A 23,698-nucleotide genomic window follows, 5' to 3' on the forward strand; every position below is an offset into this window, starting at 1 on the left:
CTGTTCCGGTCGCCTGCTGCCGCAGGCGGCCGAGGGTTGTCGGTGGGGCGGGTGGGGCGTGTGGGGCCCCCCTTACGACCGCCGAATCCGACCGTCGATCCGATCGGCGGACCGACGGGCTGATGACGCAACTGTGGGGGCGGCTTCGTCCCAGTGGCGTCCGGACCGGGATAGTAGGAACCCTGTAACGCTCCCGACCCCTCTCACCTGGGCGATCGGGTGAGCCTGGAACGGGCTTCCGGGATGAGGGGGAGGGTGGAATGGCCACGGAGACGGAGCGGTTCGCGGAGCTGATGCGCGGATTCAAGGAGCGCTCGGGGCGCAGCTACGGCACGCTCGCGAAGCGTCTGCACTCCAGCAACTCGACGCTGCACCGCTATTGCAGCGGCGCGGCGGTGCCCACGGAGTACGCCCCGGTGGAGCGGTTCGCCCGCGTCTGCGGTGCCTCGGCCGACGAACTGGTGGCGCTGCACCGGCAGTGGCTGCTGGCTCTGGTGGAGCGGCGGCGGGGGGTGGCGGAGGGGCAGACCTCGGGATCGGGTGCGGCGAACTCCGCGGCGCCGCGGGGCGGCGGCGCCGCGGCGGAGGTGCCACCCGCATCGGCGGTGGTGGTGGCTGGGGAGGCTTCGGAGGTCCGGCCGCAGGCGGAGACCGACCCCGCATCGGCCCCGGCGTCCGCGACCGGGTCCGCTCCGGCGCCTACCCCCGCTCCCGCTCCCGCGCTGGCACCGGCGCCGGCACCGGCACCGGCGGAGGACCCCGCCCCTGCACCGGCGGCGGAGGCACCCGCACACACACCCGCCGCCCTTGTCCAGCCGGGCCCCGGCCGGGCCTCCGTACCGGGGGCCCGGCGTCCTCGGCTGCTGCTCGCCGTTGCGGCCGCCGTGGCCACCGCCGCGGTGGCGGGGGCCGCCGCCGCCGTCTCCTCCATGGGAGATACGGGTCACGGGGACACGCGGCGCGGCGCCGCCCAGCAGTCCTCACGCGAGCGGGCGGCGGCGGGCCAGGCCTTGCCGTCCGGCGGGTCGTCGTCACCCGTGCCCGCAGCCGAATCCGCACCCCCGACCAGCCCCGGACCACCGTCGTCCCCCTCGGCAACGTCCGCGTCCCCCTCGGCAGCGTCCAGCTCGCAGGCCACCGCCAAGGAGGGGGCCTCCCCCACCGCCCCGTTCACGGTCAACGTCCTGCCCGACAACTGGGACAGCCCCTGCGACCAGTGGTTCGCCCTGGACAAGGAACCCGCCTCGGTCCCCCCGCCCCCCGCCGGGCAGGCGACCGAAGGGTGGGCCCGGGCCCTGCAAGCCGTCCCGGCGGGGCACCTGCGCATGCAGCTGACCGTCCAGGGCACCGAGGGCAAGGCCGCGGTCCTGCACGCGCTGTACGTCCATGTCGTGAGCGGCCGCAAGGCTCCCGGCTGGAACGCGTACACCATGGGCTCCGGCTGCGGCGGCGCGCTGGTGCCGGCGTCCTTCGCCGTGGACCTGGACGACGCCTCCCCGAGGGCCAGGCCCGTACCCGGCAAGGAGGGCGAGCGGCCGACGGCCTCGACCGACTTCCCGTACAAGGTCTCGGCCACCGACCCCCAGGTGCTGAACATCGACGCCGCCACACTCGGTCAGGACGTCAGCTGGTACCTGGAGCTGGCCTGGAGCAGTGGCGACCGCCAGGGCACCACCCGCATCGACGACCACGGCCGCCCGTTCCGCACGGTCGCCCTGAAGGCCGGCCACAGCTACTGGTACAACGAGAACAACAACGCCTGGCTGCCGGACACGGGATGAAAGACCCGTCGCACCCGGTCGATCGCCGTCCGTTGCCGGCCACGGCGGCGACCAGGTCACGGACCTTCGGACCTTCGGACGTCCTCGCGTCCTCGCGTCCTCACGTCATCGCGGGCGGCCACAGCCGGCGGCCGAAGGGCCCCACATGACGCGGTGGGACGCGTGAGTCCCTGGACGACGTCCGTACCGAGGAACAGCGGGCCCGCCACGGGGCCGCCGACCAGCAGTGGAAGGCGGAGCGATCGGGCCGACGCGTATGACCTGAGGCACGCGCGCCCGCCCGGACCGGCCCGGGCGGCTTGCTCACGCGGAGCGCGCTCGGCGCCCCAGCAAAAACGCTGTGGTCGGGGTGAATCAATATCTGTTGCCGCCGCCTAAGAATTTGACGGATCCCGCGGGGAGAGTTTCTACCGCAACACGGCGGCCGGAATTATTCAGCGCACACAAGCCGCTGCAGCGTGCTACTGTCGATCTCGGTTGCAGTTTTGGTACCCAAGAACTTCAAGCGCCTCCGCCGGAATTCATTCCACTGGAAGCGCTTTGTATTTCCCGGTCATTTACCGGTGGGGCATCATCGCGGCGACACGGTGTCCGCACAGTGTGGACGCTGGTGTATTGCCCCAAAGGAGATATGACATGGCTGCTGGTACCGTTAAGTGGTTCAACGCGGAAAAGGGTTTCGGCTTCATCGAGCAGGACGGTGGCGGCGCTGACGTGTTCGCCCACTACTCGAACATCGCCGCCCAGGGCTTCCGCGAGCTGAACGAGGGCCAGAAGGTCACCTTCGACATCGCGCAGGGCCAGAAGGGCCCGACGGCCGAGAACATCGTTCCCGCCTGACGCTGACACGCATTCTGCAGCTGGGGCCCGCATCCCTCGGGGTGCGGGCCCCAGCTGCACGCATTTCCCGCGGTGTGTTCACCCGCGGTATTGAGCATGGAGAGACTCGGACGACAGGCCCTCTCGGAGCCGCACCCGAGTCGATTTCTTTGGTTGTCGCGTCCATATGACGCCACCTTATTTCAGCGCCTGAGCCCGTACAGATTTCCTGTCCGCCAGATCCGCTTTCGCATCACATTCGGCCCGTTCTCGCAATTCCCTGCGCCGCTCTTACGCTGCGGGAATTCCTTGATACGCGCCGCATCAAGGAAGGTTCCGCATGAATCCCACACGTACGAACGACCGCTCCGCCCGCACCCGCAGCCGCACCGGCGGCCCCGCATTCGCCGCCGGCTCCGGTTCCGGCCGGGGCAGCCGCTTCGGCTCGTCGACCCCGAGCCGTTCCGGAGGTCCGAGCCGTTCCGAAGGTCCGAGCCGCTCGGGCGGATTCGGCCGTCGGCCCGCCGCGATCCAGGGCGAGTTCGCGCCGCCGAAGACGATCACCCCCGCACTGCCCGCCGTCGAGGCCTTCGCCGACCTCGCCATGCCGGCCCAGCTGCTCGCCACGCTCGGCCGTGAGGGCATGGTCACGCCGTTCCCGATCCAGGCGGCCACGCTGCCCAACACTCTCGCGGGCCGTGACGTGCTCGGCCGCGGCCGCACCGGCTCCGGCAAGACCCTGGCCTTCGGCCTGGCGCTGCTGGCCCGTACGGCCGGTCAGAGCGCCGAGTCGGGCCAGCCGCTCGCGCTGGTCCTCGTACCCACCCGTGAGCTCGCGCAGCAGGTCACGGCCGCGCTCACGCCCTACGCCCGGGCGGTCAAGCTGCGCCTGGCCACCGTGGTCGGCGGCATGCCCATCTACCGGCAGGCCCAGGCGCTGCGCGCCGGGGCCGAAGTGGTCGTCGCGACCCCGGGCCGGCTGAAGGACCTCATCGACCGGGGTGACTGCCGCCTGAACCAGGTCGCCATCACCGTCCTCGACGAGGCCGATCAGATGGCCGACATGGGCTTCATGCCCCAGGTCACCGCGCTGCTCGACCAGGTGCGTCCCGAGGGCCAGCGGATGCTCTTCTCCGCCACCCTCGACCGCAACGTCGACCTGCTCGTGCGCCGCTACCTGACCGACCCGGTCGTGCACTCCGTCGATCCCTCACAGGGCGCGGTGACCACGATGGAGCACCACGTCCTGCACGTCCAGGGCGCCGACAAGCAGCGGACGACCACGGAGATCGCCGCCCGCGAGGGTCGCGTGATCATGTTCCTGGACACCAAGCACGCCGTGGACCGCCTCACCCAGGACCTCCTCGACAACGGGGTCCGCGCCGCGGCCCTGCACGGCGGGAAGTCCCAGCCGCAGCGGACCCGTACGCTCGCCCAGTTCAAGACCGGACACGTCACCGTGCTGGTCGCGACGAACGTGGCGGCGCGCGGCATCCACGTCGACAACCTGGACCTGGTCGTCAACGTCGACCCGCCGACCGACCCCAAGGACTACCTGCACCGCGGCGGCCGTACCGCCCGCGCCGGCGAGTCCGGCAGCGTCGTCACCCTGGTCACCCCCAACCAGCGCCGCGAGATGGCACGCCTCATGCAGGCCGCGGGCATCACCCCGCAGACCACCCAGGTCCACTCGGGCGACGAGGCCCTGAACCGCATCACCGGCGCGCAGGCGCCCTCCGGCATCCCGGTCACCATCACCGCCCCGGTCTCCGAGCGGCCCAAGCGCAGCACGGCCTCCCGTGGCCGCCGCGGGCCCGCTTCAGCCGCCCGGCGCGCGAGCGCACGGCAGAACTCCTTCGACGCGGCGGCCTGAGCACCACGTGATCAGGACACTGACCCACCTCTGCAGGAGGCACCTTTTGACGCTGGTCCAGATGCAGCCCCGCCCGGCGCAGGCCGATGCTCATGCCGACGCTCATGCCGACCTCGTCCTGCGGACGGTGGACGGCGCCATGGAAGCGGCCGGTCCGCAGGTCTGTGACGACATGACCGTCGAAGTGGCCCTGGCCGTCATGGCCGGCTCCCGCACGGATCGTCTGCTCGTCTGTGACGAGGACGGCCTGTGTACGGGGCTGGTCACCCAGGCCCGGCTCGCCGACGTCCGCGAGAGCGCGGCGTACACGGACCGGCTCCGTTTGCGCGATGTCCTCGGCGAACGCGGGCCGTTCACCTCGCCCATGACCACGGTCACCGAGGCCGAGCACGCGATGCACTACCGCAGGCTCACCGCTCTGCCCGTCGTCGACGAGCAAGGCAGCGCTCTGGGCGTCCTCGCCCTCGCCCGCTGAACCACCAGCTCGCCGTGGTCGGACCGTTCCCCTCTTCACCCTGTGAGGCAACATGCGCTGTGTCATCGCCCGCTTCCCGTTCGACCTGACCAAGAGCGGTGTCCTGGAGTCGATGAAGGGCATCAAGCCCGAGGAGATCCTCGGGGAGTCCGTGATCATCGGCCGCCGGATCTACCCCGTCAAGCAGGTCGGCCAGGTCATCACCCGCCAGGACCGCCGCGACTTCAGCGTCGGCGAGGTCCTCCGGGCCATGACCCAGCTCGGCTTCACCTGCCGCGGCAGCCTTCCCCGACCCGCCGTGGCCCCGCGCATGCTCAGCCCCCTGCAGCGGGCCTCCGCGATGCTCGGCACCCCCGTGACCGCCTGACGGGTGCCCGGCGCCTGCCGCCATCCGACCAGTGAAGAGGGCCCGACCGGCACATGCCGCTCGGGCCCTTTCGCGTACCCGGAGGGAAGCGCAGACGGGTGAACCGCGGTACATCGCACTCGCCGCCGTCCCCGCCCACGGCCTGCCCTCGGCCTGAGCGGCCGTTGCGCCCTGACCCACGATTGTTCGATCCGACGGGACCCGATTACCTCACCGACATGCATTCAAAAATCTATCCTGGCCGGAGTAGACATTGGGCGGTGACGTGGTTATGGTTTCTCTCGTAGCACAGAGAGACCGCAGGGCCGGGCAGAGACGAACTGCCGGGCAGCAGTACGCAGTACCCGTAGGTGCAGTACGCAGGACGGTGCGGTGGTGGAGTTCCGAAGCCAGGGCTGGTGCAGGACGGCGACGGTACTGACGACTGGACCGGGTGGCCCGCAGTGATCAGGGGCCACCACGAGCGGTACCCAGCAGTGAAGTCAGTGAGCAGCACCTCGGTGAAGGCGTCGGCTGCGGGCGCGCGCACCGGGAGGTTCGGCAGTGGGGTTCCAAGCCAGAGCAGATGCAGGATGGGCGACGGGGCTGGCTGCCGGAACGTGGCGCCAGGTCGGGCCACGCGCGGTACAAGCAGCATGAGCAGTTCCAGCAGTTCCAGCAGTAGGCATTACCAGCATGACGCAGTACCCGTTGGACAAGTAGTTGATCACTGAGGGAAGAACGGAGGAGCTGAGCGCCATCAGGATCGCCCGGGCCGGCAGGTTGGAGCCCGGGTACCGCAGGACATCGATAGTGAGGTGGTCTCCGGTCAAGCAACCGCGATCCCCGCACCCCGCTCACGTATGAGTCGGGTCTGCGGACACAGAGGGCCGGCGCAGTATCAGGGCCGGCAGATGGTGTAGTAGTTCCTTCGGGGCCCTGGTGCCATAGGCACCAGGGCCCCTCCACGCGTTCCAGAAAGAGGTTCAATGACAGCAGGTGACTCGTTCGGCCGTCTCGACGACGACGACTACCCCGCCTACACCATGGGCAGGGCCGCAGCGATGCTCGGCACCACCCAAGGCTTCCTCCGCGCCCTGGGCGAGGCCCGCCTCATCACCCCGCTCCGCTCGGACGGCGGCCACCGGCGCTACTCCCGCTACCAGCTGCGCATCGCCGCCCGCGCCCGCGAGCTCGTCGACCAAGGCACCCCGATCGACGCCGCCTGCCGCATCATCATCCTCGAAGACCAACTCGAAGAAGCCCAACGCATCAACGCCGAATACCGCCGCGCCAACGAAACACCCACCCCACCGACCTCGGCCTGAGGGTGCGTACCGTGCCGGGCGGAGCGCGTGACCGTCATCGTGACCCCGAGCTCACCGCCTGGCCGACGAGCACACCCCGGAACGGGCCGCAGCGAGGATCCGGGCGAGCCGGCACCTGCCCGACGGCCCCGTGCACGACGTGATCCGATCCCCAAGCCCGTAGCGCGGGTTCGATTCCCGCCCTCCGCTCTTCCATGAAGCCCCGGGTCAACGACCTGGGGCTTCGTCGTTGCCTGGGACCGATCGAGGGACCGGGGCGCCCCTGCCCCCATCCGTGGCTCCCATGGGGAGTTGGGGTGGAGGGAGGGTGGACAGTCTGTGTCCCCAATTCCCTTCGGCACGAGGGGGGTTGCAGAGTCGGACGGCACTCGTCCTATGATCACAATCTGCCGACACGGGGGGCACCATGGCCGCGGATTCTGCTCAGGAGTGGGGGCGTGCACCTGCGGGCGGCGCGGACCAGCAGGTGCGTACGCAGGTGAACGGCATCCCGCCCGAGCCGTCCGGACCGGGCGGCGGGAAAGCGGACTTCGCTTCGACGCCGGCGGAGAAGAAGGCGGCGGCCGGCACCATCGAGAACGAGCTGGAGCCCAGCACGAAGAAGGCCGCGGAGCACGCGGATGACTCCACCAGCTCGGCGCACAAGGGCTTCGGCGGCTGGGAGACCGCCGCCGGGCTGAAGACGGTCGCGGACACGTGGGACCAGCAAGTGCGAGCCCTGATGGGCCGCCTGGCAGCGGAGAAGAACGCGCTGCGCGGAACTTCGGGCCTCTTCGTACGCAATGACACCGGCGTGGGTGACCAGCTTCTGTCCCAGTCCAAACTGAACAACCTGTAGGGCTGCGGTGCCGACCTACCACGAAGTCATGACCATGGACCTGGGCCTGCTGACGGCGGCCGCCTCCAAGTGGGAGGCGATGGCGGGCGAGTTGGGCAAGGTGGAGATCCGCTACGGCGACACCGTACAGAAGATCACCATGGGCCCCGGCTGGGCCGGCGTGAGCGCCGGCGCCGCCCGGACGAAGTTCGCGGCCACCCGGTACGAGTACTCCGCGGCCCAGAGCCAGGCCAAGGCGATCGCGAGCCTGCTGCGCGACGCCCACGAGAAGTTCACCGATCTCAGGCAGAAGCTGGAGAGCGCCCGCGACGACGCGATGGCCGCCGGCATGACCGTGTCCGAGCAGGGGCGCATCGGCTTCGACTACTCCAAGCTCACGCCCGCCGAGCGCAGCGCGTACCACCACGATCCCGACGGTCAGAGCATCATCCGCGCCTCCGTCGCGGCATGGCAGCAGCACATCGACGACCGCGTGAAGGCCGTCTCCGAGGCCGACCAGAGCGTCAGGACCGCCTTGAGCGCCGCCGTTGTCGACAGCAACAGGGACGCCTTCGGCGGGGGCGATGACGCCACCTTCAACGGGTTCAACGCCCACCCCGAGGGGGACCTGGCGAAGGCCGGGGCACCGAAGGCGGACGGGGCCGCGACGAAGACCGATGGATGGACCTCCGAGGGCAGCGCCTCGGCGAAGGGCCCCGGCGCCGAGTTCAAGGTGACCGGCCCCAAGTACGGCAAGGAGGGCTCGGTCAAGGCCGCCGCCGACCTCTTCCACGTCAACGCCGAAGGGTCGACGACCAACGGGGACTGGAAGCTCTCCGGGGTCGCCGACGCCTACGGGGGCGCCCGGGCCAGCGCGAACTTCGGTTTCACCGACGCGGGACTGGCCGCCAAGGCCGAGGCGTCCGCGGGACTCCGCGGGCTCGCCGAGGGGCGGGCCGAGTACGGCCCCTACGCCGGCGTCTACGGGCGGGCCGAGGGCTTCGCCGGCGCGGAGGCGAGCGCCGGCCTCAAGGCGGGCAAGGACGGAGTCGTCGTCAACGCGAAGGCGTTCGCCGGGGCGAAGGCCTCCGTCGCCGGGGGCGGCGAGGTCGCCGGCATCGGCTTCGGCGGCACGGCCGAGGGATGGGCCGGTCCCGGTGCGGAGGCCAAATGGGGCTTCGAGAAGAACGACGAAGGCGTGTACAAGCTCGGCGGCAAGGTGGGCCTCTCCCCCGTCCTGGGCGGCTCCGTGGGTCTCGAGTTCACGGTCGACCCGGACAAGGTGGCCAAGAGCGTCGGCGACGCGGCCGACGCGGTGGGCGACGTGGTCGGGGACGGAGTCGACGCGCTCGGTGATGCCGCCGGCTCGGTCAAGGACACCGTCGGCGGCTGGGTGTTCTGATGTACTTCCCCGCGTAAGGAGGGCCCACGATGCCCATGACACTGCCGATACCGATCGAGTTCCGCCTACCGGGAGGCTGGCTCCCGGCCGCGCCCCCGGACGGCGTCGACGTCCCCGGGGTGGCCTTCGCCGCGGTGCATCCACACCCGGACCACGGGTTCACCGCCAACATCACCGTCGCCGGCGAGGTCCCGCGGGATTCGGCGACCCTGGCGGAACTCGCCGACGAATCGGCGCAGCGCCTGCGCGAGGCCGCCCGGCCGGTCGTGGTGGCCCATCGCCGCGAGGTGGGGTCCGCGGACGCACCCGCCCTGACCCAGCGGCTGATCTTCTCGGCCGTCGTGGGCGACGTGCGACACGACCTCGTCCAGTCGCAGGTGTTCCTGACCTTCCCGGACGTCCGGGACCCGCACAGGCGGGCGATGATCCGGCTGGCACTGACCGCCACGGCCGCCCAGCACGACGAAGTCCTGCGGGACTTCCAGGAGTTCGTGCGCACGGTTCGCCCGGACACCGGGGACGGGGCATAGCGATGGGCCTCCTGGACCACTACTTCGGCACCCGGCGTCCCGACGAGGGTGTCGCACCGCGCACACCGCTGGAGGTCCGGTCAGCGCTACTGGCGCTCAACGGGCCGGGCGTCCCCTTCGCCGTACGCAACGGGACCCCGAAGGAGGGCGACCTGGTCGCCGAGTGCCGGCTCCCGCAGCTGCGCGTGCGGCTCTGGACCCGAATGCGGCTGGACGCGGCGAAGCACGAGGTACGGGCCGTCGACGAGCAGTGGGAGGTCTCGCTGAGCGAGCACGTCCTCGGGCAGCGCTCCCGCGGGCCGGCGAACGCGGTGTACCGGGTGTGGGGGAAGGAGACGGGGCCCGACGGGCGCGAGCACAGGGTCGAGACGCTCCGCTTCGAGACCCGCGAGATGAAGGACCCCCTGCGCCAGGCGGTCCTCGACGCCGGCTGGACCTGGCGCGGAGTGCTGTTCCGGCTCTGACCGGCCTTGGCCGGTCCTGCGGGGCGGATCGCGTGGCCGCCCGGCTCGGCGCCGCAGGCACTGCGCCGTGATCGACGCCATGGACAGGGACGGGCGTCACCCGTAAGGCACGCTCCGTAGCCGAAATGATGCAGATTGTCCATCTTCCTGTCAGCGTGATTCGCGAGGAATCCCCGTCCCCCGCATCGAGAGGAATCACGCCATGGGCGCTACACAGGGCAAGCACCAGGAGCCGGGCAAGGGCCGCGAGGCGCAGGAACACCATCGCTCCGGAGACCCCGCGCGCCCCCAGCCGGGCAAGGCCTCCCGCGAGCAGGGAGAGAAGCAGGGAGAGGAGCAGGCTCAGAAGCACGGCCGGAAGCAGGGCCAGAAGGAGAGCTCGCGCCGCCGCGAGGACGACCTGCTGCGCGAAGAGGACCTGCACGACGAGACGTTCTGAGCGGAGCACCGCGCGCCCACGCGCGCCCACGCTCGCCCACCCGCGCCCGCTCGCTCCCGCGCGCGTTCAGCCCCGTACGCGGGCGATGAGCAGGGCGACGTCGTCGTGGTCGCCGGGGTGCCGCAGTGCGCGGAGGAGCATGTCGCAGGTCTCCTCCAGGGAACGCGGCGGCGCCGCGAGGAGGGCAAGGAGAACGTTCAGGCGTTCGTCGATGGCCTGGTCGCGGGTTTCGACCAGGCCATCGGTGTAGAAGACCAGCTGGTCGCCGGGGTGCAGATCGAACAGGGTGGTGTGGAAGAGGAACTCCCCGACACCCAGAGGCACTCCGGTGGGCAGGTCCAGTAGTTCGGGCGGCCGGCCGCGACGCATCACCACGGGGGGCAGGTGTCCCGCGTTGGAGATGAGGCACCGGGTGTGGTGGGGGTCGTAGACGGCGTAGACGCAGGTCGTGATGGTCTGCCCCATGCGGTTCGTCAGGCGGTCCAGGTGGCGCAGTACCTGCGCGGGGTCGAGGTCGAGGTCGGCCAGTGTGCGGGTGGCGGTGCGGAGTTGGCCCATCGTCGCGGCGGCGCTGATGCCGCTGCCCATGACGTCGCCGACGACGAGGGCGGTCTTGTCCGCCGTCAGGGGGATGACGTCGAACCAGTCGCCGCCGACCTCGTCCGCCGCTTGGGCGGGTTGGTAGCGGTACGCGATCTCCAGGCCCGGCGGGTCCGGTGGCTCCTGGGGGAGCAGGCTGCGCTGGAGGGTGAGGGCGGTGTTGCGCGCCTGCTGGTACCAGCGTGCGTTGTCGATGCACACGGCGGCCCGCGCGGCCAGCTCGCCGGCCAGGACCTCGTCGTCGGCGGTGAACGGTTCCGGATTGCGCAGGCGCTTGAGGTCGAGGGCGCCGAGGACTTCGCCGCGGGCGATCAGCGGCACGGCCAGGTAGGAGTGGAGTCCCTCGGCGGCCAGCATGCCGACGGCTTCGGGACTGCGGGCGATGCGGATCAGGTCCTCGGCGTCCACGTGGGACAAGCGGACCGGACGGCCGGTGTTCACGCACCGGGTGACCAGCCGGTCGGCGTCGTAGCGGGCCACCTCACCCGGCTGATCGGCCGCGACCACCGCGTCCGTGGGGTACGCGGCGGCCACGGCCAAGGCCCTGAACACCGTGGCCCCTTCCTGTACGGCAACGGCCGCGCGGCTGTGCAGGATGCTGTCGAGCACGTCCACCGCCGCCACGTCGGCCAGTTCCGGGACGGAGACCTCGGCGAGTTCCCGGGCGGTCTGGTCGAGGTCGAGCGTGGTCCCGATGCGCAGCGAGGCATCGGCCACGAGCGCGAGGCGCTGCCGGGCCCGGGCGGCCTCGGCTTTGTCGCGATGGCGCTCACTGACGTCGACGACGGACGTCGCGACGCCGAGCACCTTCCCGTTGGAAGCCTCCAGCCGGTAGAAGGACACCGACCACACGTGCTCGTGGTCCGGGTCGGCCGGGGTGCTCCCCTTGGACTCGCGGTCGAGGATCGGGATTCCGTCGGCCAGGACCTCACGCATCGCGGACTCGATGGCCTCGGCGTCCAGGAAGGGCAATGCCTCGCTGACGTGCCGGCCGACGTGCTCTGCCGCTGGCAGGCCGTTGATGCGTTCCAGCGCCGGATTGACGGTCACGTACCGCAGCTCGGTGTCCACCACCGCCAGCCCGATCGGGGACTGCGAGATCAGCCGCGTGGACAGCGCCAGATCCCCCTCCACCCGCCGCAACGTCTCCTGGTCGGTGGCCAGGACCAGGGCGTAGACGGCCTTCCGGCCGTCCGCCAGCCGCATGTTCCGGAACTCCACCAGGCGCGTGCCGCCATCCTTGTGGCGCACGGGGAAGACGCCCGACCAGCCCGCCCCGCCGGTCCCGCCCTCCTCGCCCGCCATGACGCGCGCGAACAGGTCGACCACCAGCTCCAGGTGATCCTCGTGGACCAGGAGCGGGCCCGCGAACCGGCCGAGGGCCTCGTCCGCGGTGAATCCGAACAGTTCCTCGGCCTGCGGGCTCCACAGCACGATCCGGCCGTCCGCGTCGAGCACCGCGGCCGCGACCCTCAGGACGTCCAGCAGTCCCCCCGACTCGGGGCGATCACCGTCCGACGGCCGGCCGGGGTGCGCCGGGAAGGATTCGGTTGCGCCCATCCCGGGACTCCTTCCACCCGCTGCCCGCGTCCTTGGCGCCCTGGGGTCCGGGCGTCCTGGGGTCCGGGCGTCCTGGGCGTCCAGGCGTCGTCCTCGGCGTCCAGGCGTCCCTGGCCTCCAGGGCCGGCCTTCGTGCCCGCGCCTCGGTGCCCGCGACTCCCATCGTCCCTCCCCCACGGCCGACCCCGCACCTCTGCCCGAGCGGGGAGGCGGCCGGTCAGCGCGCTGACCGGCGTACGGGCAGCCCGGTCTCGGCGTCGCGCGTGCGCGAGCCCGCCGTCGTTCCTCGACGCCTCGGCCAGGCCCCGCCGCCCCCCGCCCCCCGCGCCCGGCGCCCGGCGCCCGCCGCCCGGCGGAAAATGCCTGGTCACGCCCGGCACAGTCCACCGGACGGGCGTACAGTTGAAGCACCGGGAGTATTTCGCGCACCTGCTTTCACGCGGGTGTCATTCCTGGCGATCGCCTAGAAGCCGGGCCGCCGACGTGCGGTCCGGGGGCAGGCCCGCATCATGATCACCACCCTCGACCGGACCGTGCCCCGCGATCTCACCGCGCAGCCCCCGGCCCGGTTGTCCCTCACCCCGAAGACCATGCTCGCCGGCCAACTGGACGGCGCCTGGTGGCCCCGCTCCCGCGACCTCGAAGCCGAGCTCCCACCGCTCGCCGCCGCCCTGGAGGAACCCTGGGGGCGCATCACCCGCGTCACCGTGAACCCCATCCGCTGGCCCGCCGTACCGCACACGGTGCCGGCGGACGGGCGCACGCTGCACGTGGCCTGGTTCACCGAGCAGGACCCCGACAAGCTGATCCTGCTCTCCTACACCGTCGGCCGCTGGGACCTCCTCGTCATCCCGCCCGGGACCGAGCCCGTCGCCGCGGCCCGGCTGATGGCGGCCGCCGCGATCCCCGGCAGCGTACTCACCGCCGGCGTGCTGATGGCCAACGAAGCCGCCATCGGGCGCGGCATCCGCGACACCCAGCGCCGGGAAGCCGGCTGGGAGAGCGAAGGCGGAGCCTGCATGTCCCCCGTCGGAAGTCCGCTCGACCGGCGCACCCTCACGCTGCCCGGGAACGGCTGGACGTGAGCTCCGTTGTGCCCCCGACCGGGCCCGACGGGCGAGGCGCCCCGCGCCCACCCGCCGCATCCTCCACCCACTAGCGAAGGGGACACGCCCCACGTGAAGTACATCGAGACCCAGATACTGCCTTCGCTCGCAAGCGCCGAGGTCCGGATCGTCGCACACACCCCCGAAGCCGCCCGCGCCGTCGCAGAAGCCCTCCGCGGCTGCTTCGCCGGTTCCGAACAGCGCAGTTACCCCGGTCGCAACGGCGGTACGCGCCTCCACCTCACGGTGGACACGGCGAGACCCGCCGGCGCGGCCCGCACCTGGCTGGCCGCCAGCCGGACCCCCGTCGGCACCGGCGCCCACTCCGACGAGCCCTGACAGCCCCCGCGGACCCCGGAGCCCACCCCCCACATACGAAAGGACGCGGTCATGGCCACACTGCGCGAACGCAAGACCTACCGCGACCAGGTGCTCCGGGTCCTGTACGAAGCCGTCGAAGGCAACCGCCTCCTCGGCATCACCGGAGCACAGCTACGGCGCGACCTCCACGTACCGGAACAGGACCTGGCCGCCGCCTGCACCTACCTGGCCGGCGAAGGCCTGATCACCGTCGACTGGGAGCCGGGCAACACCCCGGCGATGGTCACCCTGACCCACGAAGGAATCCGCCGCATGGAGACCGAGGAGGAGGACCAGGGCTGAATCCCCTCGCCTAGGTGAAGAGCGATCGACGCCTCAGTACCACCTCGCGGTGAAGCCGCTCAGGCCGGCTGGGAGGTGTGGGCGGTCGGGGGCCAGACGGGGTCGCCGCCCCAGGTGTCCTCGGCGGTCAGGGTGAGGACCAGTCGGCCGTCCACCACGGCTGCGGCCACGTCCTCGTCGTTGACGGAGGGCTCGGCGAAGTCGGCGGGTGCGATGCGGTCCAGCAGGAAGACGAAGTGGAGGGCGAACGGTGAGCCGTACGAGTGGGGGTCACCGTCGGCGTCGACCATGAAGTTGGCCCGCCAGGCGCCCGTGCACAGGGTCCACACGAGGTCACCGAGGAAGTCGGCTTCCAGCAGCGGGTCCGCGCCGTCGATCAGCACCGCGACGTCCTGGTTGCCGTGCCCGGGCCCGTGCCAGTCGCCGAGGCAGTCCACCATGGCGTCCCAGTTGTGCCCGAAGTAGCCGGGGAACCCCAGTTCGCGGGCGAACGCCCGGAACAGACAGCCCTTCTCGTGCAGTTCCTCGCCGTCCAGGCGCAGGACGATCCCGCCCCGGGTCCGCAGCTCGGCCTCGGCCGCGGCCACCCACGGGTCGGTGGAGGAGGTGAAGGTGACCCAGGGCGACCGGCGTTCGGTGAGGGTGGGAAGGAAGCTGCTCATGCGGCATGCTCGCACCCCGCCCGCCCCGGTCGCCCCTGGATTACGGCCGCCGGTGGGCGCCACCACTCGCATCACCGCCGCGCCTCCGCTCGCGGCGTCGCTCGCGCACCGCGGGGGCTTCGGGCTAGCTGCGCCGGATCACCAGGCCCGATTCGTAGGCGAGGATCACCAGTTGGGCGCGGTCGCGGGCGTGGAGTTTGGTCATGGCCCGGTTGACGTGGGTCTTCGCGGTCAGGGGTGTGATGACCATGCGGGCCGCGATCTCTTCGTTGGACAGGCCGTGCGCGACCAGGACGACCGCTTCGCGTTCGCGGGCGGTCAGGTCCTTCAAGGCCGTCCTCGTGTCGGTGGGGAGGGGTTGGGTGACGTACCGGTTGATCAGTTTGCGGGTGATCGAGGGGGCGAGGAGGGCATCACCGCGTGCGGCCACGCGTACGGCGTGCAGGAAGTCCTCCGGCAGGATGTCCTTGACGAGGAACCCGGCGGCGCCCGCGGACAGGGCGTCGAAGACGTACTCGTCCAGGCCGTAGTTGGTGAGGATGACGACGTGGACGCCGGCCAGTTCCGGGTCGGCCGCGATGCGCCGGGTCGTCTCGATGCCGTCGAGGACCGGCATCTGGATGTCGATGAGCGCGACGTCGGGCAGGTGCTGCCGGGCGAGCGCCAGGCCCTCCCGGCCGTCGGCGGCTTCGGCCACGACCTCGATGTCGTCTTCGAGGTCGAGGAACGCCCGGAATCCGCTGCGGATGAGCGGCTGGTCGTCGACCAGCAGGACACGGATCACAGAGCACCACCCTCCACGGGGAGTTCGGCCCGGACCGTGAAGCCGCCTCCGTCGCGCGGCGCCGCCCGGAGGTGGCCGCCGAGGGCGGTGACGCGTTCGCGCATCCCGAGCAGTCCGATGCCGGGCACGGGAATGGTGTCCGGCGTGGCCTTGCCGTCGTCGTCGACCCGCAGGGCGACGGCGTCGGGGCGGTAGTCGATGTGGACCGATGCCGTGGTGGCGTCCGCGTGGCGGGCGATGTTGGTGAGGGACTCCTGGACGATCCGGTAGAGCGTACGGCCCACCGCGGCGGGTACGTCGTGCTGCCGGCCTTGGCCCTGGATCGTCAGTGTCGCCCGCACGCCGGTCTTGCCGGCCCGTTCCACCAGGTCGGGGATGTGGTCGAGGCCGTGCGGTGGGGTGGTGTCGTCGTCGCGCAGGGCTTCCAGAGTGGCACGCAGCTCCCTGGAGGCCTCCCGGCCGGCTTCCCGGATGGCCAGCAGGGCCTCCGGGACGTCCTCTCCCCGCTTGCGGGCCACGTGGACCGCTGCTTCGGACTGCACCTTGATGACCGAGATCTGGTGGGTGAGGGAATCGTGCAGTTCCCGCGCGATGTGCAGCCGCTCCTCGTCTGCGCGGCGCCGCGCGGTCTCCTCCCGGGTGCGTTCGGCTTCGTCGGCCCGCTGCTCGGCCTGCCGGAGGGCTTCGCCGGCGGCGCCGGCGGCGATGAGCCAGGCGATCTGCAGGGCTCCCCGGGCCTGGGCGAACGCCTCGCCCGTGTCGTGCAGGCCCGAGGCGAGGGCAGCGACGGGGAGAGCGGCGAGCACGGCCACGCTCACCGCCACCGTGACGACGCGGTGTCCCGCCCGCATGGCCGCGTACACGGCGAAGAGGAACGCGACGGCGGCCACGTCGAAGCCCGCCGCCTGGTAGCCCACCGCGCACAGCCCGGTGACGGCGAGGACGGCGACCGGGGCCCGTCGGCCCGCGGCCAGCGCCAGGCCGCCGGCCACCAGCAGGGCGTAGCCGAGCAGGCCGGGGGCCGTGGCGGAGTGCTGCCCCTGCCCCTGCCCCGACAGACCGGTGACCAGCAGCGCAGCCGCCACGCCCAGGGCGATCAGCCAGTCCCTGACTCCGGCCCGTACGCGGAACCGTCCTTTGTCCATGCGCGCACCGTAACCCCGGGCCGCCGCGGGCGGATCACGCTCGCGGACGAGCGGGCGGCTACCACGCGCGCAGTAGCTCCGCGGGACCTGCCGCGAGCGCGGTAGCGCGAAGTGTCTGCGGCTGCGGGACGACCCGGCGGGGCCCGGCCGACATGCTCGAAGCACATCCCGTCGTGGGAAGAGAAGGAAGACGAGGAGCATCCTGATGTCCGCTCACCACCTGTTCGCCGCCGGTGTCACCGAATTCGGCCCGGGGAGGCTCGGAGCCACCACCGGCGGGCTGCTGGGGCTGGCCGCCGTGGTCGTCGCCGTGCTGGCGGTGACCCGGCCCGCCGGGCGCCTCGGCGTGGCCAACGGCTCGCTCGGGGCCACGGCCGCCGTGGTCGCGGGGCTGATCGCCACGGCCCTCGGCGGGCTGGTCGCGGCCACCGCCGACGGTGGACTCGGCACCGGCAACGGGCTCGGCGGGGCCTACGTGGCCCTGCTCCTCGGGTTGACCGGGTCCGCGTTGGGCGGTCGGGCACTGATCCGCACCCGCCGCGCCCGCCAGACCACTTGACCAGCGGTCCCCCGGCCGGTCGGCACGGACCCGCCGACTCAAGTGAACGCACGTACGAACGCGCCGGACGCCGGACTGCCGCCGAGTCGCCTAGTGCTGTGACCGGAAACCGGAAAGGCCGCCACCACATGCCCGTCGACCAGCGATCCTGGGAAGCCGCGGTCCGCCATCTCTTCGAAGACGCGAACCCCTACGACGCCACGGGCCCGCGCCGCCACGAGGACTGGGTCCTCGATGTCATCGCGCTGATGGAGGGGGTCCCCGACCCGCGGGGCTGGGCCGTTCTCGACGATGCGGCGGAAGGCCGGTACGAGCGGCCCCCCACGTACCACTTCCCGGCGCACACTCCGGAGTTCATCGCACGGCGTCTCCAGGAGATCGACCGGACCGGCGCCGAGAACCTGCTCCTGGCCCTCACGGACGACGGCTGCACCCTGTCCAGCCTCAAGCGCTTCACGGAGAGCGAGGAAGAACTGCGGGCCATGGCACGCACGATCCTCGCCCGGTACGGGGACACCGCGACGTTTCACACCAACGTCAACCGGCCCGGACGCGTCCCCGGCACCCTCGACTTCACGACGCAACACTGGGGGTACAGCCCGCTGAGCTTCTACTCCGAGGACTACGGCCTGATCGTCGTCTCGGACACCGAAGTGGGACTGTTCTGGAACTTCGCCGACTACTGATCCGGCTGCCGATCCCTACACGCGCAGCCCTGACCAGGCGATTTGAGAGAAGAACGCCCCCGTGTCCGTCCCGTATCGGACCGTGGTCCGATACGGGGCCGGGGAACGGGCCTCGTCGGACCTGAGGCCGACGGTGGGAAGCGGACCGTGCTCCGACGCGGTGGGGAGCCGGTGGGCGGGATCGTTCACGCCATGACGAACACGACGCGGAGCACACGGAGCACGCCCCCGGTCTGCGACACCACCGCCCCGGCCGGACAGCGGCTGCTGCCGGTGGACTGGTCCGGCTTCCCCGGGCGTTGGGCGGGCGGGGTCTCGCTCGTCGCCGGTCCGCTGCTGCTGGGCGCCGGGGTCCTGCTGAGACTGCCGTTCCACTTCTTCTACCCCGAGCAGCTCGCCGCCCGCGTCGAGCACCCGGTTCTGATCGCGGTCTCCTACGGTGCCTTCGCCGCCGGGACCGTCCTGCTGTGGCCCGCCGTTGCCGTACTCGCCTCCCGGATCGGCCGTCGCCGCCCCGGACTGGCCCTGTGGGGCGGGATCTTCGCCGTTCTCGGGCTCTTCGCCCGGACCTTCCACGCCGGGGTCGACCACCTCGCCTTCCAGCTCGCCGAACGGCAAGGAGCCGGGGCCGCAGCCTCGTTCGTCGGCGAGACGTACGGCGCGTTCCACGTCTTCAGCGCCCTCAACCTCGCCGTCATGGGCGGCTGGCTGCTCCTCGCCGTCGGCTCCTGGCGGGCGGGCGTACTGGGTCCGGTGCGCGCCCTCGCCCTCGCGGCGGCCTCCGCGCTGCCGCTCGGGGTGCTCAAGGGCACCACCCCGCTGTCGGTCGCGGCCGTCGCCGGGCTCTGCCTGGCCCTGGTCCCGCTGGGGGTCACCGTGCTCCGCGACGGCCCGGCTCCGCGCCGAGCCGTCGTACTGCGCTGGGCCGCGGCGATCGCCTTCACGGTCCTGGCCATGACCCTGATCGGCCGGGCCGGTTGACGATATGGCGATGTACGGTCGGGCCATGCGTCTCCCCCGGCGACCGCACGACAGCCATCTCCTCGCGCTCGACCTGGCCGCCGCGCTGCTGATCGCCGCGACGTACACCGGGTTCGCCCGGATGTCCGGGAGCGATGCCCAGCCCGCCTACACCGGACCGCCGTGGGCGGGCGTGCTCGTCGCCGCGCTGGTCGGCCTCCCGGTGGCGGCCCGCCGGCGGTGGCCCGTGGCGGCCGCCTTCACGGCCCTCGCCGGGCTCGCCGCCGCCACCCTCCTGGACATCACCCGCGAGCCGTACGCCGCCCTCGGCCTGATCCTCTACGCCGTCGCCCTCACGCGGAGCCCGCGGCGCTCGGTGCCCGTACTGGCCCTCGTACTCGCCGCTTCGGCGGCCGCGGTGCTCACCGGGGAGGCCCTGGTCACCCCGGCCGAGACCTGGAGCGGGGCGGCCGGGGTCGCGGCCATCGTCTGGCTGGTCCTCGGCGGCGGCTGGGCGGCGGGCTACGCCGTACGCGCCCGCCGGGCCCGGGAGGCGGACCTCGCCGACCGCCGCACCGAGCACGCCATCGCCGAGGAACGGCTGCGGATCGCACGGGAGTTGCACGACATCGTGTCGCACAGCCTCAGCCTGATCGCGGTGAAGGCGGGAGTCGCCGGGCACGTCGCCCCGCGGCGGCCCGAGGAGGCGGTGGACGCGCTGCGCGTCATCGAGCAGACCAGCCGGGCGGCGATGACCGAGATGCGCCGCACCCTGGGCTTGCTCCGCGCCGACGCGGCCGCCGCCCCGCTGGGCCCGGCACCCGGCCTCGACGCGCTCGACGGGCTGGCGGAACAGGCCCGACAGGCGGGCGTGGAGGTGGAGTTGAACGTGCGGATACCCGACGGCGGTCTGCCCGCGGGCATCGCCCTGGCCGTGCACCGGATCGTCCAGGAGTCCCTCACCAACGCGGTGAAGCACGCGGCCCCCGCACGCTGCCGGGTCGCGGTCGAGGCCGACCCGCGCGAGGTGCGGATCGACGTCACGGACGACGGCGTACGGGGCGCGGCCCGCGCACGGCCTGGGGGTCACGGCCTGGTCGGCATGCGGGAGCGGGCGATCATGTACGGCGGCACGTTCAGCGCGGGACCGCGCCCCGAGGGGGGCTTCGCGGTCTCCGCCCGACTGCCGCAGGACGGCACGAGGAGGACCGCATGACGGAAGCGGCGGACACGACGGAAGCGGCGGGGGTGACGGGGTGACGGAAGTGACCGGCACGACCCGCGTGCTCGTCGTCGACGACCAGGTGCTGCTGCGCGGCTCCTTCCGGATCCTCGTCGAGAACGAACCGGGCCTCACCGCCGTCGGAGAGGCCGGCAACGGCGCGGAAGCCGTCGAGCTCGCCCGCCTGCACCGTCCGGACGTGGTCCTGATGGACGTCCGGATGCCCGTCATGGACGGGATCGAGGCGACCCGGCGGATCTGCGGGTCCCCTGAGACCGCGGGCGTACGGGTGCTGATCCTGACCACGTTCGACCTCGACGAGTACGTCTACGCGGCCCTGCGGGCCGGTGCCGCGGGCTTCCTCCTCAAGGACGCCCCGCCCGCGGAGGTGCTGGCGGCCATCCGGGTCATCGCCGCCGGCGACAGCCTGCTGGCTCCGTCCGTGACCCGCCGCCTCATCGAGGAGTTCGCCCGCAGACCGGAACCGGAACCGGACCCGGACCCGGACCCGGACCCGACCCCCGTCCCGGGCCACGGGCCCGCCCCGCTGGCGGGGGTGACGGAACGGGAGCGCGAGGTCCTGGAGCTGATCGCGCGCGGCCTGTCGAACGACGAGATCACGGCACGCCTGCACCTGAGCATGGGCACGGTGAAGACCCACATCGGCCGCCTGCTGTCCAAGCTCTCCGCCCGCGACCGGGCCCAACTGGTCATCACCGCCTACGAATCGGGAGTCGTATCACCCTCCGACGGCGGGCTGGGCGGGGCCTGAATCCTGTCGAGCGTGTGCTGGGGGTAGCCCCACCCCGCGGTCGGGGGCCTACCGGCCTGTGGGCCACACCCCCGGATCCATACGCTCGTATACATGTTGAAGCGGACAGCACACGCAGTCATCGTCGGCGCCCTCGCGCTGAGCACCGCCGCGGCCGTCACGGTCCCCGCGCACGCGGCCACCACCTTCGGGGCCGACCACACCGACAGCCGCACCGACGGCCCCCATGGCGGGCCAATTGTCCGAACCGAAAAGGGAGTTGTGCGCGGTACGGCCACCGGCGCCGTGCGCACCTTCCAGGGCATCCCTTACGCGGCGCCCCCCATCGGGGCGCGCCGCTGGGCGCCCCCGGCCCCCGCCGTCCGGTGGGAGGGCGTGCGGGACGCCACCGAACCGGGGGCCGCCTGCCCCCAGACGGGGTTCCTCTCCCCCGTCGGTCCCGCGTCCGACCAGGAGGACTGCCTCTTCGTCAACGTGACCACCCCGCGGGCCCCTTCGGCCCGCCCCCGCCCCGTGATGCTGTACCTGCACGGAGGCGACCACACCGACGGCACCGGAGCCATGTACGGGGCCGAGCGGCTCGCCGCCTTGGGCGACGTGGTCGTCGTCACCGTCAACTACCGTCTCGCCGCCCTCGGTTACCTGGCCCACCCGGACCTGGAAGCGACCGGCGGCGAGTCCGGGAACTACGGTTTCCTGGACCAGCAGGCCGCCCTGCGCTGGGTGCAGCGCAACGCCCGCGCCTTCGGCGGGGACCCGGACCGGGTCACCCTGTTCGGCCAGTCCGCCGGCGGCTACAGCACGTGCGCCCACCTCGCCGCCCCCTCCTCCGCGGGCCTCTTCGACCGGGTCATCCTGCAGAGCTCACCCTGCACGGGGCCCGATGGCCGCCGCGACCGCACCGCGGCCCTGGCCGACGGTACGGACGCCGCCGAGGCGATCGAGGCCGCGCCCGGGGTGCCCGACTGGCGCACCGCCGCGCCCGAACACCTCGTCAACCCCTTCGGCACGGGCCCCGAGTACACGCCGGTCTACGGGGGCGGGCTGCTGCCCCGTACCCCCGGCGAGGCGTTCGCATCGGGGCGGTTCAACAAGGTTCCGGTGCTCCAGGGCATCAACCGGGACGAGGAGCGGGCGCGGGTCTACGGCCTCGAACTGGCCAAGAAGGAGCGCACGCACGATCCGGACGCCCGGTTCGACGAGGCCGACCGGCTGGACGTGCTGGAGGACACCTTCGGCGAGGAGCGGGCCGCCGTCGTCGCGGCGCAGTACCCCGTCTCCGCCTACGGAGGTTCCCCCGGCCTCGCCCTCGCGGCGGCCCTGACCGACCGGAACTGGGCCCGGCACTCCGTCGAGACCGGCCGGGCGTTGTCCCGCCACGTCCCCACGTACACCTACGAGTTCGCCGAGCGCACCACCCCGTGGTACTCCGACCCGCAGTTCCCGAAGCCCGGCTTCGAGCCGGGTGCCGGCCACACCTTCGAGCTGCCCTACCTCTTCGAGGTCGACGCCTACGAGAAGCTCACCCCGGAGCAGACGCGGCTCTCCGCCGACATGATCGCCATCTGGGCGGACTTCGCCCGCACCGGCAGGGCCGGCTGGAAGGCCACCACGCCCACGGCCCCGAACGCACAGTCCCTGGCCTCCGGCCCCGGCGGCATCCACCCCGTGGACTTCGCCAAGGACCACCGGTACGCGTTCTGGAAGTCTCTGGAGTCCAACCGGTGAGTCCCCGTGCGCCGGTGGGTCACCACTCGGCGATCAGCGGGGTCCGGGGTGCGTACTGCCGCCAGGCCTCGGCGAGGCGGACGAGGCGGGCGGGGGCGGCGATGCCGCGTACGGCTGCGATCTTGTCCTCGGTGACCTCGAACGCCACGGCGCCCATGACCTGGTCGCCGAGGACGAAGAGGACGGCGGGGGCGCCGTTGACGACCGCGTAGTGGAGGTCGAGCGCGCCGCCGGCGAGCCGCTGCTTCGCGGGCGTGGACGTGAAGCCGCCCCGCATGACGGTGGCGACGCGCCGCGGAGTGTCGTACCGCAGCAGCTTCTCCGCCAGGCCGGCGCCGTCGGAGAGCGCGATCACGTCGTCGGTGAGCAGGGCCACCAGCCGTTCGGTACGGCCCGAGGTGGCGGCGGTCAGGAACTCCTCCACGATCCTGCGGGCCGACGCGGGGTCGATCTCCTGGACGCCGCGGCGGCGGTCGGCGGTGACGCGGGCCCGGGCGCGGTGGAGGTGCTGCTGGCTCGCGGACTCGGAGATGTCGAGGATCCCGGCGATCTCGGCGTGACCGTACGAGAACGCCTCGCGCAGGATGTAGACGGCCCGCTCGACGGGTGACAGGCGTTCCATGACGGTCAGCACGGCCAGGGAAACCGATTCGCGCTGCTCGTAGGTCTCGGCCGGGCCGAGCATCGGGTCGCCGTCGAGGAGCAGTTCGGGGAACCAGGCCCCGGCGGTGCGTTCACGGCGCGCCTGCGCCGAGCGGAGCCGGTCGAGGCACAGGTTGGTGACGACCTTGGTCAGCCAGGCTTCGGGCACCTCGATCTGCTGCCGGTCGGCGGCCTGCCAGTGCAAGAACGCGTCCTGCACGGCGTCTTGGGCGTCGGCGGCGGAACCCAGCAGGCGGTAGGCCAGCGAGGCCAGCCGGTTCCGGCTGGCCTCGAACCGGCTGGTGTCGAAGCGATCGGCAGCACTGGTGTCCACG

General features: G+C 72.2%; 25 protein-coding genes. 20 read left to right on the forward strand and 5 right to left on the reverse strand.

All coding sequences use genetic code 11. The annotated features are described in order from the left end of the window. Positions 1 to 260: 260 nt before the first annotated feature. From OHA37_RS18040 to OHA37_RS18090, 11 genes are all read left to right on the forward strand, one after another. A complete protein-coding gene (locus tag OHA37_RS18040; RefSeq protein ID WP_266906460.1) occupies positions 261 to 1,781 on the forward strand; it encodes a helix-turn-helix domain-containing protein in 1,521 nt (506 codons plus the stop codon). Positions 1,782 to 2,417: 636 nt separating this feature from the next. After that, a complete protein-coding gene (locus tag OHA37_RS18045; RefSeq protein WP_008734853.1) occupies positions 2,418 to 2,621 on the forward strand; it encodes a cold-shock protein in 204 nt (67 codons plus the stop codon). 319 nt (positions 2,622 to 2,940) lie between these two features. Continuing rightward, a complete protein-coding gene (locus tag OHA37_RS18050; protein WP_266906462.1) occupies positions 2,941 to 4,473 on the forward strand; it encodes a DEAD/DEAH box helicase in 1,533 nt (510 codons plus the stop codon). 46 nt (positions 4,474 to 4,519) lie between these two features. Next, positions 4,520 to 4,948, forward strand: a complete 429-nt coding sequence (locus tag OHA37_RS18055) for a CBS domain-containing protein (protein ID WP_443046181.1) — start codon at positions 4,520 to 4,522, stop codon at positions 4,946 to 4,948. Positions 4,949 to 5,000: 52 nt separating this feature from the next. Further along, entirely contained in the window at positions 5,001 to 5,315 is a 315-nt protein-coding gene (locus OHA37_RS18060; RefSeq protein WP_266906464.1) for an SCO5918 family protein, read from the forward strand. Positions 5,316 to 6,283: 968 nt separating this feature from the next. Continuing rightward, on the forward strand, positions 6,284 to 6,622 hold the full coding sequence (locus OHA37_RS18065; protein WP_266906466.1) for a MerR family transcriptional regulator: 339 nt from the start codon (positions 6,284 to 6,286) through the stop codon (positions 6,620 to 6,622). 406 nt (positions 6,623 to 7,028) lie between these two features. Beyond that, the gene (locus OHA37_RS18070) at positions 7,029 to 7,460 is read left to right on the forward strand and encodes a hypothetical protein (protein ID WP_266906468.1); all 432 of its coding nucleotides are present in this window, start codon (positions 7,029 to 7,031) and stop codon (positions 7,458 to 7,460) included. A gap of 28 nt (positions 7,461 to 7,488) precedes the next feature. Beyond that, the gene (locus OHA37_RS18075) at positions 7,489 to 8,841 is read left to right on the forward strand and encodes a hypothetical protein (protein ID WP_266906470.1); all 1,353 of its coding nucleotides are present in this window, start codon (positions 7,489 to 7,491) and stop codon (positions 8,839 to 8,841) included. 29 nt (positions 8,842 to 8,870) lie between these two features. Then, entirely contained in the window at positions 8,871 to 9,371 is a 501-nt protein-coding gene (locus tag OHA37_RS18080) for a hypothetical protein (RefSeq protein ID WP_266906472.1), read from the forward strand. Positions 9,372 to 9,373: 2 nt separating this feature from the next. After that, on the forward strand, positions 9,374 to 9,835 hold the full coding sequence (locus OHA37_RS18085) for a hypothetical protein (RefSeq protein WP_266906474.1): 462 nt from the start codon (positions 9,374 to 9,376) through the stop codon (positions 9,833 to 9,835). A 202-nt stretch (positions 9,836 to 10,037) separates the two neighbouring features. Then, positions 10,038 to 10,274: a hypothetical protein gene (locus OHA37_RS18090; protein WP_266906476.1), complete on the forward strand. Its 237-nt coding sequence runs from the start codon at positions 10,038 to 10,040 to the stop codon at positions 10,272 to 10,274. A 66-nt stretch (positions 10,275 to 10,340) separates the two neighbouring features. On the opposite strand, the gene OHA37_RS18095 is transcribed toward OHA37_RS18090, so the two are convergent. Continuing rightward, positions 10,341 to 12,434: a SpoIIE family protein phosphatase gene (locus OHA37_RS18095; protein ID WP_266906478.1), complete on the reverse strand. Its 2,094-nt coding sequence runs from the start codon at positions 12,432 to 12,434 to the stop codon at positions 10,341 to 10,343. Positions 12,435 to 12,943: 509 nt separating this feature from the next. On the opposite strand from OHA37_RS18095, the gene OHA37_RS18100 reads away from it, so the two are divergent. The 3 genes from OHA37_RS18100 (at position 12,944) to OHA37_RS18110 (ending at position 14,203) form a co-directional block, all read left to right on the forward strand. Then, positions 12,944 to 13,519: a DUF5994 family protein gene (locus tag OHA37_RS18100; RefSeq protein ID WP_266906480.1), complete on the forward strand. Its 576-nt coding sequence runs from the start codon at positions 12,944 to 12,946 to the stop codon at positions 13,517 to 13,519. Positions 13,520 to 13,612: 93 nt separating this feature from the next. Then, complete coding sequence (locus OHA37_RS18105) at positions 13,613 to 13,879, forward strand: hypothetical protein (RefSeq protein WP_266906482.1); 267 nt, start codon at positions 13,613 to 13,615, stop codon at positions 13,877 to 13,879. Between the two features lie 51 nt (positions 13,880 to 13,930). After that, positions 13,931 to 14,203 carry a hypothetical protein gene (locus OHA37_RS18110; protein WP_266906484.1) on the forward strand — a complete coding sequence of 91 codons (273 nt, stop codon included), beginning with the start codon at positions 13,931 to 13,933 and terminating at the stop codon, positions 14,201 to 14,203. 59 nt (positions 14,204 to 14,262) lie between these two features. On the opposite strand, the gene OHA37_RS18115 is transcribed toward OHA37_RS18110, so the two are convergent. From OHA37_RS18115 to OHA37_RS18125, 3 genes are all read right to left on the reverse strand, one after another. Continuing rightward, positions 14,263 to 14,865 carry a barstar family protein gene (locus OHA37_RS18115; RefSeq protein WP_266906486.1) on the reverse strand — a complete coding sequence of 201 codons (603 nt, stop codon included), beginning with the start codon at positions 14,863 to 14,865 and terminating at the stop codon, positions 14,263 to 14,265. A gap of 124 nt (positions 14,866 to 14,989) precedes the next feature. Further along, positions 14,990 to 15,649 (reverse strand): response regulator, encoded by a 660-nt coding sequence (locus OHA37_RS18120; protein WP_266906488.1) that lies wholly within the window; start codon positions 15,647 to 15,649, stop codon positions 14,990 to 14,992. Then, positions 15,646 to 16,794: a sensor histidine kinase gene (locus OHA37_RS18125; protein ID WP_266906490.1), complete on the reverse strand. Its 1,149-nt coding sequence runs from the start codon at positions 16,792 to 16,794 to the stop codon at positions 15,646 to 15,648. The genes OHA37_RS18120 and OHA37_RS18125 overlap by 4 nt, the downstream gene beginning before the upstream one ends. A gap of 205 nt (positions 16,795 to 16,999) precedes the next feature. On the opposite strand from OHA37_RS18125, the gene OHA37_RS18130 reads away from it, so the two are divergent. The 6 genes from OHA37_RS18130 (at position 17,000) to OHA37_RS18155 (ending at position 22,721) form a co-directional block, all read left to right on the forward strand. Continuing rightward, a complete protein-coding gene (locus OHA37_RS18130; RefSeq protein WP_266906492.1) occupies positions 17,000 to 17,353 on the forward strand; it encodes a DUF6223 family protein in 354 nt (117 codons plus the stop codon). A gap of 128 nt (positions 17,354 to 17,481) precedes the next feature. Beyond that, positions 17,482 to 18,039, forward strand: coding sequence for a hypothetical protein (locus OHA37_RS18135; protein ID WP_266906494.1), 558 nt, complete (start codon positions 17,482 to 17,484; stop codon positions 18,037 to 18,039). Positions 18,040 to 18,231: 192 nt separating this feature from the next. Beyond that, positions 18,232 to 19,020 carry a hypothetical protein gene (locus OHA37_RS18140; protein ID WP_266906496.1) on the forward strand — a complete coding sequence of 263 codons (789 nt, stop codon included), beginning with the start codon at positions 18,232 to 18,234 and terminating at the stop codon, positions 19,018 to 19,020. A 25-nt stretch (positions 19,021 to 19,045) separates the two neighbouring features. Further along, positions 19,046 to 20,215 (forward strand): sensor histidine kinase, encoded by a 1,170-nt coding sequence (locus tag OHA37_RS18145; protein WP_266906498.1) that lies wholly within the window; start codon positions 19,046 to 19,048, stop codon positions 20,213 to 20,215. A 49-nt stretch (positions 20,216 to 20,264) separates the two neighbouring features. Beyond that, positions 20,265 to 20,993, forward strand: a complete 729-nt coding sequence (locus tag OHA37_RS18150; protein ID WP_266912894.1) for a response regulator transcription factor — start codon at positions 20,265 to 20,267, stop codon at positions 20,991 to 20,993. Positions 20,994 to 21,086: 93 nt separating this feature from the next. Next, on the forward strand, positions 21,087 to 22,721 hold the full coding sequence (locus OHA37_RS18155) for a carboxylesterase/lipase family protein (RefSeq protein WP_266906500.1): 1,635 nt from the start codon (positions 21,087 to 21,089) through the stop codon (positions 22,719 to 22,721). A 19-nt stretch (positions 22,722 to 22,740) separates the two neighbouring features. Here the strand turns inward: OHA37_RS18155 and OHA37_RS18160 are convergent, their stop codons facing one another. Beyond that, positions 22,741 to 23,697: a sigma-70 family RNA polymerase sigma factor gene (locus OHA37_RS18160; RefSeq protein ID WP_266906502.1), complete on the reverse strand. Its 957-nt coding sequence runs from the start codon at positions 23,695 to 23,697 to the stop codon at positions 22,741 to 22,743. Position 23,698: the final 1 nt, after the last annotated feature.

The organism is Streptomyces sp. NBC_00335 (genome assembly GCF_036127095.1).
Classification (GTDB): domain Bacteria; phylum Actinomycetota; class Actinomycetes; order Streptomycetales; family Streptomycetaceae; genus Streptomyces.

Excerpts from the sequence above, each read along its gene's own strand:
- OHA37_RS18040 (WP_266906460.1), top strand. The coding sequence starts at position 261 with ATGGCCACGGAGACGGAGCGGTTCGCGGAGCTGATGCGCGGATTCAAG.
- OHA37_RS18045 (WP_008734853.1), top strand. The coding sequence starts at position 2,418 with ATGGCTGCTGGTACCGTTAAGTGGTTCAACGCGGAAAAGGGTTTCGGC.
- OHA37_RS18050 (WP_266906462.1), top strand. The coding sequence starts at position 2,941 with ATGAATCCCACACGTACGAACGACCGCTCCGCCCGCACCCGCAGCCGC.
- OHA37_RS18060 (WP_266906464.1), top strand. The coding sequence starts at position 5,001 with ATGCGCTGTGTCATCGCCCGCTTCCCGTTCGACCTGACCAAGAGCGGT.
- OHA37_RS18065 (WP_266906466.1), top strand. The coding sequence starts at position 6,284 with ATGACAGCAGGTGACTCGTTCGGCCGTCTCGACGACGACGACTACCCC.
- OHA37_RS18070 (WP_266906468.1), top strand. The coding sequence starts at position 7,029 with ATGGCCGCGGATTCTGCTCAGGAGTGGGGGCGTGCACCTGCGGGCGGC.
- OHA37_RS18075 (WP_266906470.1), top strand. The coding sequence starts at position 7,489 with ATGACCATGGACCTGGGCCTGCTGACGGCGGCCGCCTCCAAGTGGGAG.
- OHA37_RS18080 (WP_266906472.1), top strand. The coding sequence starts at position 8,871 with ATGCCCATGACACTGCCGATACCGATCGAGTTCCGCCTACCGGGAGGC.
- OHA37_RS18085 (WP_266906474.1), top strand. The coding sequence starts at position 9,374 with ATGGGCCTCCTGGACCACTACTTCGGCACCCGGCGTCCCGACGAGGGT.
- OHA37_RS18090 (WP_266906476.1), top strand. The coding sequence starts at position 10,038 with ATGGGCGCTACACAGGGCAAGCACCAGGAGCCGGGCAAGGGCCGCGAG.
- OHA37_RS18095 (WP_266906478.1), bottom strand. The coding sequence starts at position 12,434 with ATGGGCGCAACCGAATCCTTCCCGGCGCACCCCGGCCGGCCGTCGGAC.
- OHA37_RS18100 (WP_266906480.1), top strand. The coding sequence starts at position 12,944 with ATGATCACCACCCTCGACCGGACCGTGCCCCGCGATCTCACCGCGCAG.
- OHA37_RS18110 (WP_266906484.1), top strand. The coding sequence starts at position 13,931 with ATGGCCACACTGCGCGAACGCAAGACCTACCGCGACCAGGTGCTCCGG.
- OHA37_RS18115 (WP_266906486.1), bottom strand. The coding sequence starts at position 14,865 with ATGAGCAGCTTCCTTCCCACCCTCACCGAACGCCGGTCGCCCTGGGTC.
- OHA37_RS18125 (WP_266906490.1), bottom strand. The coding sequence starts at position 16,794 with ATGGACAAAGGACGGTTCCGCGTACGGGCCGGAGTCAGGGACTGGCTG.
- OHA37_RS18130 (WP_266906492.1), top strand. The coding sequence starts at position 17,000 with ATGTCCGCTCACCACCTGTTCGCCGCCGGTGTCACCGAATTCGGCCCG.
- OHA37_RS18135 (WP_266906494.1), top strand. The coding sequence starts at position 17,482 with ATGCCCGTCGACCAGCGATCCTGGGAAGCCGCGGTCCGCCATCTCTTC.
- OHA37_RS18140 (WP_266906496.1), top strand. The coding sequence starts at position 18,232 with ATGACGAACACGACGCGGAGCACACGGAGCACGCCCCCGGTCTGCGAC.
- OHA37_RS18145 (WP_266906498.1), top strand. The coding sequence starts at position 19,046 with ATGCGTCTCCCCCGGCGACCGCACGACAGCCATCTCCTCGCGCTCGAC.
- OHA37_RS18155 (WP_266906500.1), top strand. The coding sequence starts at position 21,087 with ATGTTGAAGCGGACAGCACACGCAGTCATCGTCGGCGCCCTCGCGCTG.